Genomic DNA, 14,289 nt, shown 5'->3' on the forward strand with positions numbered 1-14,289 from the left:
TGGATGGGCGGCTGGTGCCAACGACGGCCATGGTGCTCGCGGCCGGCCTTGGCAAGCGCATGCGGCCAATCACCGACACGATCCCCAAGCCTTTGGTCAAAATCGCCGGCAAAACCTTGCTCGACCGAGGCCTGGACAGCCTGGCCGAGGCCGGCGTCAAGAAAGCCGTCGTCAACGTCCATCATCTGTCGCAACAGATTGTAGCTCACGTCGCCGAACGCAACACCCCAAGAATTGTCATTTCCGATGAAGGCAGTGGCTTACTTGATTCCGCCGGTGGCATCGTCAAGGCGCTACCAAACCTAGGGGTACGTTTCTACGTACTCAACGCCGATACATTCTGGATAGAGAGCGGCGTATCTAACCTTCTCCGTCTTGCCCATGCATGGAATGGCGCAAAGATGGATATCTTACTGATGCTGGCCAACCTCCATCAAGCAACCGGACACTGCGGCAGCACCGATTTCCTGATGGCGCCGGGTGGCGGCTTGCGGCGTTCGAAAGGCGATCCGGCGGGGCTGATCTATGCCGGTGCCGCGATCGTCCACCGACGTCTGTTCAAGGGCGCACCGGCCGGGCCGCATTCGCTCAACGCCTATTTCGATTCCGCCATCGCCGCAGGGCGCCTGTTCGGCATGCCCATGCATGGCCACTGGATCACTGTCGGCACGCCCGATGCCGTACCGCTCGCGGAAGCGGCGGTCGCCGGTGCGCTCATCGAGTCGCAATGAGCGGCTCCAGCCGCGTTTTCTCGATCCCGCCCGGAGCGCCGTTTCTGCCGACGCTTGCCGAGGCGCTGCTTGCCGGTCGCCTCGTGCCGGGGTTCCGATTTGACGGCGACCCGCTCGCCTTGGCCGATGTCACCATCTATGTGCCGACACGCCGTGCCGCGCGCGCTCTGCGGGGTGTCTTCGTCGACAGCCTGGCGGCGCGCGGCGGCGGCGGCTCGGCGATCCTGCCGGTCATCCGGCCGCTCGGCGAGTTCGACGAGGACGAGGCCGCGTTCGAGACCGAGGCATCGGCGGCCATCGATCTCGCGCCGCCGATCGCTGCGATCGAACGCCTGTTGCTGCTGACGCCGCTGGTGCGCGCCTGGAAACGCCGGCTGCCGGCACATGTCGCCGCCCTCTTTGCCGAGGAGATCGTCATCCCGGCTTCCACCGCCGACGCGATCTGGCTGGCGCGCGATCTCGCCCGGCTGATGGACGAGATCGAGACGGAAGGAACGGACTGGGCCAAGCTCACCGATCTGGTGACCGGCAACCTTGCCGGCTGGTGGCAGGTGACCCTCGAATTCCTCGGCATCGTCACCGAAGCCTGGCCGAAATTCCTCGCGGAAAGCGACCGTTCCAATCCGGCCGCGCATCGCAGCGCGCTGATCCGCGCCGAGGCGGCGCGGCTGCAGCGCAATCCGCCCGCTGGCCCGGTCATCGCCGCCGGGTCGACCGGCTCGATCCCCGCCACGGCTGAACTGCTTGCCGCCATCGCGCGCCTGCCCGGCGGCGCCATTGTGCTGCCGGGTCTCGACCGAACGCTGGACGAAGCGTCATTCCAGGCGATTGCCGCGCCCGGCGCGCGTCCAGCTGTGCTCGGCCACCCGCAACATGGCCTGGCCAGGCTGATAGGCAAGATCGGCGTATTGCGCGGCGACGTCGAGGAGATTGGCGTGGCCGAACCGCGACTTGCGCTTCGCGCCGCTCTTGTCGGCGAAGCGCTGCGGCCGGCCGAAACCACCGAACTCTGGGCCGAGACACGTGCGGGCTTCCCGGCGTCCCACATTGCCGGCGCCTTCGCCGAGGTGACCTTGCTCGAAGCTGCCAGCGAACGTGATGAAGCTGTCGCCATCGCCGTCGCGCTCAAGCGCGCGGTCGAACAGCCCGGCCAAAGGGCGGCTCTCGTCACCGGCGATCGCGCATTGGCACGGCGCGTCTCGATCGAGCTCCAGCGCTTCGGCGTCGTCGCCGACGATTCCGGTGGCACGCCGCTCGCCAACACCCCGGCGGCCAGCCTGCTCAGGCTGGCGCTCGAGGCATTGTTCAGGCCAGGCGATCCGGTCGGCCTGTTGTCGCTGCTCAAGCATCCGCTGCTTGGCCTCGGCCTCGAACGGGCCGATGTGCGCCACGCGGCGGAACTGGTCGAGCTGGTGGCGCTGCGCGGCGGCACCGGCCGCCCAGACATCGTTTCGCTGCCGGAACTGTTCGAGGCCCGCCTCACCGGTCTGGGCGGCGGCAGCCGGCCGCCCTTCTGGTTTTCCCGGCTGACCGTGCGCTCCATCGAAACTGCCCGGAATTTGCTTGAACGTCTCAAGCAAGTGCTGGCGCCGCTCGCAGCCTTCCGCGGCCGGGATGACGCCAACCTTGCCGCGCTTGTCAGGGCCAGTGTCGTCTCACTCGAAAATCTCGGCCGCACCGCCGACGGTGGTCTTGGCGAGCTCTATGCCGGTGACGCCGGTGAAAAGCTTGCCGAACTGCTGCGCGGGCTGGTCTCGGCTTCGGCTTCACTGTCCTTCGCGGCGACCGAGTGGCCCGATATCATGGCGGCGCTGATCGCGCCTGAAACGGTCAAGCCGGCACAAGGCACCGACCGGAACATCGCCATCTGGGGTGCGCTGGAAGCCCGATTGCAGACCGTCGACACGCTGGTCATCGGCGGGCTCAACGAGGGCGTATGGCCGCGCAAGCCCGAGAGCGACCGCTTCATGTCGCGGCTGATGAAGACCGGTATCGACCTCGAACCGCCCGAGCGGCGCATCGGCCTTGCCGCGCATGACTTCCAGATGGCCATGGGGGCTGGGAAGGTGGTGCTGTCCCGCTCGGCGCGTGCCGGCGACGCACCCGCCGTGCCGTCGCGCTGGCTGCAGCGGCTGCTGACCTTTATCGGCAACAATCAGGCAGCGGAGCTGCGCCGGCGTGGCGACGAACTGCTCGCCTGGGCGCGCGCGCTGGATACAGGCCCAAGGCAGGATTTCGCGCCACGCCCCCAGCCGAAGCCGCCGCTGTCGGTGCGCCCGACGCATTTCTCGGTCACCGAGATCGAGACCCTGCGCCGGGATCCCTACGCTGTCTATGCCAGACGCATCCTTGGACTGATGCCGCTCGATCAGGTCATCCGCGACCCCGGTGCGGCCGAGCGCGGCACGCTGTTTCACGCCATCCTGCACCTGTTCTCAGGCAGCGTCGCCGATCCGCGCACCCCCGATGCGCTTGCCGGCCTTATCGCCGCCGGCCGCGCCTGTTTCGCCGAAGCGGCCCTTCCGGCCGATGTCGAGGCGGTGTGGTGGCCACGCTTCGAGAAACTCGCCGCCAACATCATCGAATGGGAGCGCACGCGCGCCGATGCGGTGACAAGGCGTCATGCCGAGGAGCGCGCCGGCAAGACTGTCGTCGGCCAATCCGGCGTGACTCTGTCCGGCTACGCCGACCGGGTCGATCTGCTGGCCGGCGGCATGGCCGACATACTGGATTACAAGACCGGTTCCTCGCCGTCCAAGGCGCAGGCGCACACACTGCTTGCGCCGCAACTGGCGTTGGAGGGCGCGCTGCTCAGGCGCGGCGCCTTCAAGGATCTGGGCGCGCGCGAGCCCTCTCAACTGGCCTTCATCAGGCTGAAGCCGAATGGCGAGGTGTTCGAGGAATCCATCCTCGAACACAATCGCCAGCCGCGGACCGCGACCGATCTTGCCGAAGAGGCCTGGGCGCGGCTGGAAAAGCTGTTGATCCACTATGCCGATCCTGCGACGGGTTATCTGTCGCGCGCGCTGCCGTTCCGCGAAGGCGAGACTGATGGCGACTACGACCATCTTGCCCGCGTGCTCGAATGGTCGGCAGGCGGCGATGCCGGTGACGAGGGAGGGGAGGCATGAAAAAGGCCTATCCGATCCCCAGCGACACCGCGACCAGCCAGGCCCGCGCCGCCGATCCCGGCAATTCCGCCTGGGTGTCGGCGAATGCCGGATCCGGCAAGACCCATGTGCTGGCCCAGCGCGTTATCCGGCTGCTGCTGCGCGGCACCGATCCGTCGAAGATACTGTGCCTGACCTATACGCGCGCCGCCGCCGCTAACATGTCCAACCGGGTCTTCTCGACACTGTCGGAATGGACCACGCTCGGTGACGCCGACCTTGCGGCAAAGGTCGAGGCTCTGGAAGGCCGCCGGCCGGATCTCGAGACCATGCGCCGGGCGCGGCGCCTGTTCGCCGAGGCGCTGGAAACGCCCGGCGGGCTGAAGATCCAGACCATTCATGCCTTCTGCGAATCGGTGCTGCACCAGTTTCCGCTGGAGGCCAACATCCCGGCCCATTTCGAGATGCTCGACGGCCAGATGGAAGCCTCGCTGTTTGTCGCGGCGCGCCGCGACATGATCTCCGGCACATCCGCCGGCGACAGGGATCTGGCCGAGGCTTTTGCCGCCATTCTCGATCGGGGCGGCGAAGCCGGGCTCGACGCCTTGCTGGGTGAGATCGTGCGCAAGCGTGACGGCCTGCGCAATTTCATCGACGCCGTCGGGCGTGACGGCACGCGCTTCCAGGTCCTGTTCGACGAATTCCATTTCCATCCAGGCCAGACGGCCGAGGGCATAGCCGCTTCGGTATGGCCGTTGCCGGGTTTCCTGCCCGACTATTTTGCCGGCTTCGCCCACGCAGCCGAGGCCACCGATGCCAGATCGGTGCTGAACAACATCCTGCCCTATGCGCGGCAGGCTTTCGCCGAGGGCGATCCCATTCGGCGCCTGCAACTGCTCGCGCGCGCCTTCCTCAAGACCGATGGCGACACCTACGACCCGGCAAAGGCCTTCAAGAAGGCCCTGGTCGACCGGCTGCCGGATCTGGCGGAGCGCTATCTCTCGGCCGCCAATGCCATCGTCGAAACCACCGACCGGCTGGCCCTGTTCCGGATGCTGGAGGGTACAAGAGCGGCGCTGACCATCGCCGACTGGCTGATCGCCCGCTACGAAATGCTGAAGCGCAGCCGCGGCTTTCTCGATTTCAACGACCTGATCACCCGCACCGTCAACCTGCTGGCGCGGCCAGACGCCGGCCCATGGGTGCAATACAAGCTTGATCAGGGCATCGACCATATCCTGCTCGACGAGGCGCAGGACACCAGTCCGGACCAATGGGAAGTGGTGAAACGGCTGGCGGAAGAATTCTTTGCCGGCTTTGGCGCGCGCGACAGGGTCCATCGCACGGTCTTCGCCGTCGGCGACGAGAAGCAGTCGATCTATTCGTTCCAGGGTGCCGCCCCGGACTCCTTCGCCGACAGCCGGCTGTTGTTCGCCGGACGGGTGCGCGACGCCGAGGCGTCCTTTGCCGACCTCAAGCTGACCTGGTCGTTCCGCTCGACCGACGATGTTCTGACCGCAGTCGACCGCGTCTTTGCCGACGCGAGCGTGCGGCGCGGCATCAGCCATGATCCCGATCCGCTGCGCCATCAGGCGATCCGCACCGACGCACCGGGCTATGTCGAGGTGTGGCCGTCAGTAGGCGCCGATGTGGTCGACGAGCCCGACGACTGGACGCAAGCCATCGATCATGCGCATGCGCCGGCGGTGCGCGTGGCCGAGAACGTCGCCGCCACCATCGCCGGCTGGATCGGCAGTGGCGAAATCGTCGAAGGCCGCGGCAAGCGGCTGCGGCCGGGCGACGTGCTGGTGCTGGTGCGCAAGCGCGATCGCTTCGTCCACGCGCTGACCCGTGCCTTGAAACGGCGCGACATTCCGGTTGCCGGCGCCGACCGGCTGAGCCTGCCCGGGCACATCGCGGTCAAGGACCTGATTGCGCTCGGTCACCTCCTCATCCAGCCGCAGGACGATCTGTCGCTCGCCGCCGTGCTGCGCAGCCCGATCTTCGATCTGTCGGAAGAGACGCTTTTCACGCTCGCCGCGCAGAGGCCGTCCGGCTTGTCTCTGATCGCGTCGCTGCGACAGCACGCCGGCGACAGCGAGAGACTGGCGAAGATCGTCGCCCAGGTCGACATCTGGACGAACGAGGCCGCCTTCAAACCGGTGTTCGAGTTCTACGCCGGGCTGCTGGCGCGTGATGGCGTGCGCCGCAAGATGATCGCGCGGCTCGGGCCCGAAGCCGGCGACATCCTCGACGAGTTCCTCAGCTTCTGCCTGGCCGAGGAACGGACCGGTCTGCCGGGGCTTGAAGCCTTCCTGTCGACGCTGGAAAACGCCGGTCCCGAGATCAAGCGCGAGATGGACCAGACCCGCGACGAGGTCCGGGTCATGACCGTGCATGCCGCCAAGGGGCTGGAAGCGCCGGTCGTGTTCCTGATCGATGGCGGTTCCGCCCCGTTCAGTGACCAGCATCTGCCGCGCCTGATGCCCTTCGATGGCTCCGGCGCGAATTGGGACGGTAAGGGCTATCTCTGGCGCTCTGCCAGCGACGTCGCCAACGGCTTTTCCAAAGCAGCGGCGGCGCGGGCACGGGAACTCGCCGACGACGAATACCGCCGGCTGCTCTATGTCGGCATGACCCGTGCCGAGGACCGGCTGATCGTCTGCGGCTATCACGGCAAGCGGGCGCCGAACGCCGGCACCTGGCATTCGATCGTCAGCCGCGCGTTGATCGGTGCGCCGGAAAGCGAGCAGCGTGCGCATCCCGCCGGCGGCGAGCCGGTGCATCGTTTCCATGTCACCAAGCTGCCGCCGGTCGCACTGGCTTCCGGCGAGCAGGCGCGGCCGACGGATGCTTTCGGACCTCTGCCGGCGACCTTGTTCCGGCCCTTGCCCCCCTTCGAGGATCTGCCGCGTCCGCTGTCGCCATCCGGTGCTGCGGCGCTGATAGACGAAGGCAAGGAAGCTGTGGTCGACAAGGCGTCGCCGGTGCTCGACGCCGATGCCGAGCCGGGCTTTGCGGTGCTGCGCGGGCTTGCCCTTCACAAACTGCTGCAGATGCTGCCGGGCATTGCCGAGCCCGAACGCCAGCGCGCGGCGGAGCGCTATCTCTTGCGAACGGGTGCGGACTGGCCTCCGTCAGAGCGTGAGAAGGCCCTGGCGTCGGTCACATCAATCCTTGCGGATCCCGGCCTCGGTCAGCTGTTTGCGCCGTCGTCGCGTGCCGAGGTCGCGATCATGGGCAGCCTGGAAGTAAAGGGCAAAAAGCGCTCGATTTCCGGCAAGATCGACCGGTTGGCGGTGACGTCGGACACGGTCTCGATCTTCGACTACAAGACCAACCGGCCGGCGCCCTCCACTCTGGCCGAGGTGCCGCCGGCCTACCTGCTCCAGCTCGCGCTCTATCGCGCCCTGTTGCAGCCGCTCTATCCCGGCCGCACGGTCAAGGCGGCCCTGCTGTTCACCGAGGCGCCGCGGCTGATCGAGCTGCCGGCCGGTGCCATGGACCACGCCCTTGCCCGACTCACGGGAGCGTGACACAACACCTGCTTGAAGAAGGGCGCGATCACCACCACATTTGGTGGGATAAAAACTTTCAAAAGGATTTTCCATATGGCAACCGTGAAGGTCGACAAGAGCAACTTCCAGGCCGACGTGCTTGACGCCAACGTACCGGTCGTCGTCGATTTCTGGGCGGAATGGTGCGGTCCCTGCAAGATGATCGCGCCGGCGCTCGAAGACATTGCCACCGAACTCGGCGCCAAGGTGAAGATCGCCAAGCTCAACATCGACGAGAATCCGGAGCTTGCCGCCCAGTTCGGCGTGCGCTCGATCCCGACGCTGATGATCTTCAAGGGCGGCGAAATGGCCGACAAGAAGGTCGGTGCGGCGCCCAAGACGGCGCTGTCGCACTGGATCAACGGCAATCTCGCCTGATCCATCTGAAATTCATATGACCATCAAGCCCGGCCTCGCGCCGGGCTTTTTGTTGGCGTCATCGGTGCGTGGCTCTGGCTCTCGCATCCGGCCACTCCATGTCATCTGCTTGAGCCAGACAGGAGAACCCCATGACCGGATCCGCCAAGGCCACCGTCTTCATCGACAATGAGCGCGTCATCGTCACCGAATACCGCTTCGCGCCGGGCGAAAACACCGGCTGGCATCGCCATGGCCACGACTATGTCGTGGTGCCGTTGATGGACGGCAAGGTGAAGCTGTTGACCAAGGACGGCGAGACCTTCGCCGAAATGAAGAAGGGCGCGCCCTATTTCCGCAAGGAGGGCGTCGAGCACGACGTCATCAACGCCAATGAAGGCGAATACGCCTTTATCGAGATCGAGCTGAAGTAAGCCGTCAGGGCCGGCAGGCGCTTTTCACCAGTCGGCTATGCGGTCGCCGCCGGCGAATTGTGCACTTTTTTCGGTATACTCGAACAGTTCGATCTTCACGTCGTTTGGATCGCGGATCCAGGCCTGAAATGTGTCATCGCAGGCCAGTTTCTTTGAGGTGACGTCGACACCTTTCGACCTGATGTGGGCGGTCGCGGCATCAATGTTCTCCACTTCTAGGCAGAAGTGGTTGATCTGGTTCAGGTCGCCATAGCGGGCCTCGTTTTTCCCGAACACCTCGACATGGCTGCCGCCGCCGCAATCGAGGTAGAACCCGAAAATCTTGCCGTCACGCAGGAAATTGAAGCGGGTGTCCATGCCCAGCACGTCGCGATAGAAGCTTCGTGTCGCTTCAAGGTCGTTGGCGAAGATGCAGACGTGAGCGAGCTGCTTGACCTTGATCATGACAGGTTCCTCGCAGAAAAATCCGCCTTCAGGTCGGCGGGGTGCCGTTCTCGGCCAGCACCGCGCCGGTCAGATACAACGAACCGCTGATCAGGATGCGTGGCGCCGGGCCGTCCCAGGTGTCGCGCAACAGCATCAGCGCGCTGGCGACGGAACTCACCGGCTCGGCGGTCAGCCCGGCTTCCGTCGCGCGGACCGCCAGTTCGTCGTTTGGCACGCCGGCCTCGCTAAGGCTCACCGGCACCGTGTAGACATGCCGGGCGAGGCCCTTGAAGGCACGGAAATAGCCGCTCTGGTCCTTGGTGTTGATCATGCCCGAGATGAGGAACAGCGGACGCGGGTTCTTCTCTTCCTGCTCGGCCAACGCTTCGGCAACCACCACGCCGGCCCCCGGATTGTGGCCACCGTCGAGCCAGATATCGGCGCCCTTGGGTGCCAGTTCGGCCAGCCGGCCTTGCATCAGCTTCTGCATACGCCCGGGCCAGGCGACATTGATCATCGCCTTTTCGGCGGCGCGATGGCTGATCTCGAAACCGGCCGCCTTGACCGCGGCAATCGCCGCCGCCGCATTGGCGAACTGGTGGCGGCCGGGCAGCTTGGGCGGCGGCAGATCCATCAAGCCGTCTTCGTCCTGGTAGACCATGCGGCCGTTTTCCTCGAAGGCAAGGAAATCCTGGCCGTAGACGAAGGTGGGGCATTCAAGCCGCTCGGCGGTTTCGATCAGCACCTGCAGCGCCGTTTCGCTCTCCTGCGCGCCGATGACCACCGGACAGCCGGGCTTTATAATACCGGCCTTTTCGGCCGCGATCAGTTCGACTCGGTCCCCGAGATAGGCCTCGTGGTCGAGCGACACCGGCATGATCACCGACACGGCCGGCTCCTTGACGACATTGGTCGCGTCGAAGCGGCCGCCGAGCCCGACCTCGATGATGGCGGCGTCGGCCTGGTGTTCGGAAAACAAGAGGAAGGTGACTGCGGTGAGAATCTCGAAGACGGTGATCTTCTCGCCCTCATTGGCCCTGGCGGCACGGGCAATAGCGTCGGCGAAAACCCTGTCTTCGACCAGCCTGCCGCCGCCATCGGCGGCCAGCCGGTAACGCTCATACCAGTTGACCAGATGCGGCGAGGTGTGAACATGGACGCGGTAGTCCGCGGCCTCGAGCAGGGCGCGCGAAAAGGCCGCGCACGAGCCTTTGCCGTTGGTGCCGGCGATGTGGATGACCGGTGGCAGCCGATCCTGCGGATTGTCAAGCCGCTCCAGCAGCCGCGAAATGCGGTCGAGCGAAAGGTCGAAGCCTTTCGGATGAAGCGCCATCAGGGCTTCGATTTCGCGGTCGGCGGCAAGCGTCGTCATGGCAGAATCCTAGCGCATGAGCCGTGAAAACCAGAATCGGTTTCGGATGGCCATGGCAATCAAAAGCTACAGCGCGCCGAAGCCCTGGTGCAATCGCGGTCGCGGCGCTTCGTGTCGCTTCAGGCTTGCGGCCGAGCTTCCGTGGCGACCACCGCCGGCGGCAGGATTTCCGGCTCCAGCGGCTTTTCCTCTTCCGGCAGCTTGAGCAGCATCTTGAGCAGCCGCGATATGGTTTCGCGCAGCTCCAGCCGCGACACCACCATGTCGACCATGCCGTGCTCCATCAGATATTCGGAGCGCTGGAAGCCGTCGGGCAGTTTCTCGCGGATCGTCTGTTCGATGACGCGCGGTCCGGCAAAGCCGATCAGCGCGCCGGGCTCGGCGATGTGCACGTCGCCCAGCATGGCATAGGAGGCGGTCACGCCGCCCGTGGTCGGGTTGGTCAAAACGACGATGTAGGGCAGGCCGGCTTCCTTCAGCCGGTCGACACCAACCGTTGTCCGCGGCAATTGCATCAGGGACAAAATACCTTCCTGCATGCGCGCGCCGCCGGAAGCGGCGAACAGGATCAGCGGCCGCTTGCGCTGCAGGGCCACTTCGAAGCCATGCACGATGGCGTCGCCGGCGGCCATTCCGAGCGAGCCGCCCATGAAGGCGAAGTCCTGCACCGTGACCACCACCGGCAGACCCTCGACGGTGCCCAGCGCATTGATGATCGCGTCCTCAAGGCCGGTCTTGGCCTTGGCGTCCTTCAACCGGTCGACATAGCGCTTCTCGTCGCGGAATTTCAGCGGATCCTGCATCACCTTGGGGTTGTCCAGGGTCTCGTATTTGCCGCCATCGAAGAAGAATTTCAGCCGCTCCTTGGCCGAAATCTTCATATGATGGCCGGACGAGGGAATGACGAACTGGTTGGATTCCAGGTCCTTGTGGAACACCATCTCGCCGGTCTCCGGATCCTTGATCCAGAGGTTCTCGGGCATGTCGGTGCGCCGGCCGAGCATCGAATTGATCTTCGGGCGAACGTAATTGGTGATCCAGTTCATCGCTTCGGCTCCTGTCCTGACGAGGATTGGGAAGAGGTAGGAGAACTATTCGGCAGCAGCAAGGCGGGCCGAGCGCACGCCTTGCGCAAGGCCGCTGACCAGCGTGGCGACGGCTTCGGCCGGGTCGGCGGTCTTCTCGCCCTTCGGTCCCAGCACATTGGCCACCGCATTGACGATCGCGGTGCCGACGACGACGCCGTCGGCATTGGCGCCGATCACCCGGGCCTGCTCGGCGGTCTTGACGCCGAAGCCGACGCAGACCGGCAGGTCGGTGTGGCCCTTGATGCGCTTGACCGCCGCCGCCACCTTGCCGGTGTCGGCCAGCGCCGAGCCGGTGATGCCGGTCATCGACACGTAGTAGACGAAGCCCGACGTGTTCTGCAGCACCTTGGGCAGGCGCTTGTCGTCGGTGGTCGGCGTCGCCAGCCGGATGAAGTTGATGCCGGCTTTCAGCGCCGGAATGCACAGTTCCTCGTCCATCTCCGGCGGCAGGTCGACGACGATCAGCCCGTCAATGCCGCTGGCGATCGCGTCCTTGAGGAAGCGGTCGACGCCATAGATGTAGATCGGATTGTAGTAGCCCATCAGCACGATCGGCGTTTCATTGTCGCCGGCGCGGAAGTCGGACGCCATCTTCAGCGTCTTGACCAGCGTCTGGCCGCCCTTCAGCGCGCGCAGGCCCGCTGCCTGGATCGCCGGGCCGTCGGCCATCGGATCGGAGAACGGCATGCCGAGCTCGATGATGTCGGAGCCTGCGCCGGGCAGTGCCTTCATGATCGACAAGGAGGTGTCGTAGTCAGGGTCGCCGCCCATGAAATAGGTGACGAGCGCCGGGCGGCCTTCGGCTTTCAGTTTTGCCATGCGGCGGTCGATGCGGGTCACCATGTCTGGCCCTTTGGACGAATTTTGCTCATAATCAACTCCCAAATCGAAACTGTCCAAAGGGGCCTAGATCTCCATACCCAGCATCGAGGCCACCGTATGCACGTCCTTGTCGCCACGGCCGGACAGGTTGACGATGACGATCTGGTCCTTGTCCATGGCGGGCACGATCTTCACCGCATGCGCGATGGCATGCGCCGATTCCAGCGCGGGGATAATGCCTTCGACGCGCGTCGTCAGCTTGAAGGCCTCCAACGCCTCGTCGTCGAGGATCGGCACATATTCGACGCGGCCTGAATCGCGCAGCCACGAGTGCTCCGGCCCGACGCCGGGATAATCGAGGCCGGCCGAGATCGAATGGCCGTCCATGATCTGGCCGTCGGCGTTCTGCAGGAGATAGGTGCGGTTGCCGTGCAGCACGCCGGGCGCGCCGGCATTCATCGAGGCGCAATGCTCGATGCCGTCAAGGCCGCGTCCGCCGGCCTCGATGCCGATGATGCGGACCTCTTTGTCGTCGAGGAAGGGATGGAACAGGCCGATGGCGTTCGAACCACCGCCGACAGCGGCGATGATGGTGTCCGGCAGTCGGCCTTCCTGCTCTAGGATCTGCGCCCGCGCTTCGGTGCCGATTACCGACTGGAAGTCGCGCACCAGCTCCGGATAGGGATGCGGGCCGGCGGCGGTGCCGATCAGGTAATAGGTGTCCTCGACATTGGTCACCCAGTCGCGCAACGCCTCGTTCATGGCGTCCTTCAGCGTGCCGTGGCCAGCGGTCACCGGCCGCACTTCGGCGCCCAGCAGCTTCATGCGGAAGACATTGGGGCTTTGCCTGGCGACGTCGGTGGCGCCCATATAGACGACGCAGGGAAAGCCGAAGCGGGCCGCGACCGTGGCCGATGCCACGCCATGCTGGCCGGCGCCGGTCTCGGCGATGATGCGCTTCTTGCCCATGCGCTTGGCCAGCAGGATCTGGCCGAGGCAGTTGTTGATCTTGTGCGAACCGGTGTGGTTCAAATCCTCGCGCTTGAAATAGACCTTTGCGCCGCCGAGATGCTTCGTGAGGCCTTCGGCGAAATAGAGCTTCGAGGGTCGCCCGGCATAATGGGTCGACAGGTCAGTCAGCTCGGCCCTGAAATCCGCATCGTTCTTGACCTCGTTCCAGTGCCGCTCCAGATCGAGGATCAGCGGCATCAGCGTTTCGGCAACGAAACGACCGCCGAAAATGCCGAACATGCCCTGTTCATCGGGTCCGGTGCGGAAGGAATTGGGTGTCGCCGGCTTGTTCATCGCCGATCTCCTGGCATCTTGACTTATGAAGCATGTCCTTGTCGGAAAACCGGTTCCCACTTTTCCGGGACATGCTCTGGTTTAAGGCACTACTAGGCTGCGCGGGTGTTCCGCGCGGTCCTGACGGCCCGGAAAAACTGTTCGATCAGCGCCGGATCCTTGACGCCCGGTGCGCTTTCCACGCCTGAGGAAATGTCTATTCCGGGCGGGTCGGCAAGCCGAAGGGCATCGCCGATATTGGCGGCGTTGAGCCCACCGGAAAGCATGTAATCGACGCTGCCGTCAAGGCCGGCGAGGATGTGCCAGTCGAAGGCCACACCATTGCCGCCCGGCAGCTCTGAGCCTTTCGGCGGCTTGGCGTCGAACAGGAACCGGTCTGATATGCCGATGAACGGCTTTATCCGTTCGAGATCGGCAGCCTCGCTGAGCGGCAGCGCCTTCATCACCGGCAAACCATAACGGGCTTTGACCTCGGCGACGCGCTCGGGCGTTTCCGCGCCATGCAGTTGCAGCATGTCGGGCTGCATTTGGGCAAGGATTTCATCCAGGAAAGCGTCGCTGGCATCGACGGTGACGGCAACCGCCGTCGCTTTGCCGCGCGCCGCCTCGCGCAGACGGCCAGCCTCGGCGGGTTCGACATAGCGTGGGCTTTTGGCGAAGAAGATAAACCCGACATGGCTGGCGCCGCCGGCCAGCGCCGCGGCCATTGCCGCGTCGGTCTTCAAGCCGCAGATCTTGATGTCGAGTGCCATGGCGCGGGAATTGGCATGAAAAGCGATAAGAGTCGAGAAAAAGCATGCCGTTTGCCGGCGCGGCCAAAGGCGCTACCTATGGATGAATAGGACACATGGCGGGAGCACGATCATGACCGACAGGACAATTGCCGAACTCAGGCAGAAGATCGCGCAGGCGCGCGAGGTCATCGCGCACCTGATCGACAAGGCCGCCTTCAACGGCGCCGAGGCGCACCGCGCACTCGACTATTTCGGCGGCGATGAATTCGACGGCAATTTCCTGCCGTGGCCGCATCATGGCGATGAGGGGCTACGGCCTGAGGACTTGAACGCCGCCAACGACGACTGAGCGA

The 14,289-nt window shown here is 65.0% G+C and carries 12 protein-coding genes; 6 read left to right on the forward strand and 6 right to left on the reverse strand.

Translation table 11 applies throughout. The features are described from left to right. Positions 1–29 precede the first annotated feature (29 nt). The 5 genes from AC0L3E_RS30320 to AC0L3E_RS30340 all read left to right on the forward strand — a co-directional run bounded on the left by AC0L3E_RS30320 (position 30) and on the right by AC0L3E_RS30340 (position 8,189). Entirely contained in the window at positions 30–731 is a 702-nt protein-coding gene (locus AC0L3E_RS30320) for a nucleotidyltransferase family protein (protein ID WP_473606397.1), read from the forward strand. Then, positions 728–3,862: a double-strand break repair protein AddB gene (addB, locus tag AC0L3E_RS30325; protein WP_473606376.1), complete on the forward strand. Its 3,135-nt coding sequence runs from the start codon at positions 728–730 to the stop codon at positions 3,860–3,862. The genes AC0L3E_RS30320 and addB overlap by 4 nt, the downstream gene beginning before the upstream one ends. Further along, on the forward strand, positions 3,859–7,377 hold the full coding sequence (gene addA / locus AC0L3E_RS30330; protein WP_473606377.1) for a double-strand break repair helicase AddA: 3,519 nt from the start codon (positions 3,859–3,861) through the stop codon (positions 7,375–7,377). The genes addB and addA overlap by 4 nt, the downstream gene beginning before the upstream one ends. Positions 7,378–7,452: 75 nt before the next feature. After that, positions 7,453–7,776: a thioredoxin gene (gene trxA / locus AC0L3E_RS30335; protein WP_127268389.1), complete on the forward strand. Its 324-nt coding sequence runs from the start codon at positions 7,453–7,455 to the stop codon at positions 7,774–7,776. A gap of 131 nt (positions 7,777–7,907) precedes the next feature. Beyond that, the gene (locus tag AC0L3E_RS30340) at positions 7,908–8,189 is read left to right on the forward strand and encodes a cupin domain-containing protein (protein WP_127323193.1); all 282 of its coding nucleotides are present in this window, start codon (positions 7,908–7,910) and stop codon (positions 8,187–8,189) included. 24 nt (positions 8,190–8,213) lie between these two features. Here the strand turns inward: AC0L3E_RS30340 and AC0L3E_RS30345 are convergent, their stop codons facing one another. The 6 genes from AC0L3E_RS30345 to AC0L3E_RS30370 form a co-directional block, all read right to left on the reverse strand. Further along, complete coding sequence (locus AC0L3E_RS30345; RefSeq protein ID WP_473606378.1) at positions 8,214–8,633, reverse strand: VOC family protein; 420 nt, start codon at positions 8,631–8,633, stop codon at positions 8,214–8,216. A 28-nt stretch (positions 8,634–8,661) separates the two neighbouring features. Then, positions 8,662–9,987, reverse strand: coding sequence for a bifunctional folylpolyglutamate synthase/dihydrofolate synthase (locus tag AC0L3E_RS30350; protein WP_473606379.1), 1,326 nt, complete (start codon positions 9,985–9,987; stop codon positions 8,662–8,664). 119 nt (positions 9,988–10,106) lie between these two features. Further along, positions 10,107–11,033 carry an acetyl-CoA carboxylase, carboxyltransferase subunit beta gene (accD, locus tag AC0L3E_RS30355; protein WP_128306808.1) on the reverse strand — a complete coding sequence of 309 codons (927 nt, stop codon included), beginning with the start codon at positions 11,031–11,033 and terminating at the stop codon, positions 10,107–10,109. Positions 11,034–11,078: 45 nt separating this feature from the next. Then, a complete protein-coding gene (trpA, locus tag AC0L3E_RS30360) occupies positions 11,079–11,918 on the reverse strand; it encodes a tryptophan synthase subunit alpha (protein ID WP_128306809.1) in 840 nt (279 codons plus the stop codon). A 63-nt stretch (positions 11,919–11,981) separates the two neighbouring features. After that, the gene (trpB, locus tag AC0L3E_RS30365; protein ID WP_127380276.1) at positions 11,982–13,202 is read right to left on the reverse strand and encodes a tryptophan synthase subunit beta; all 1,221 of its coding nucleotides are present in this window, start codon (positions 13,200–13,202) and stop codon (positions 11,982–11,984) included. 92 nt (positions 13,203–13,294) lie between these two features. Further along, positions 13,295–13,954 carry a phosphoribosylanthranilate isomerase gene (locus tag AC0L3E_RS30370; RefSeq protein WP_473606380.1) on the reverse strand — a complete coding sequence of 220 codons (660 nt, stop codon included), beginning with the start codon at positions 13,952–13,954 and terminating at the stop codon, positions 13,295–13,297. 112 nt (positions 13,955–14,066) lie between these two features. On the opposite strand from AC0L3E_RS30370, the gene AC0L3E_RS30375 reads away from it, so the two are divergent. Continuing rightward, entirely contained in the window at positions 14,067–14,285 is a 219-nt protein-coding gene (locus AC0L3E_RS30375; RefSeq protein WP_127289588.1) for a hypothetical protein, read from the forward strand. The last annotated feature ends 4 nt before the right edge of the window (positions 14,286–14,289 follow it).

The sequence above is a fragment of the Mesorhizobium sp. WSM4822 genome, from assembly GCF_055811155.1.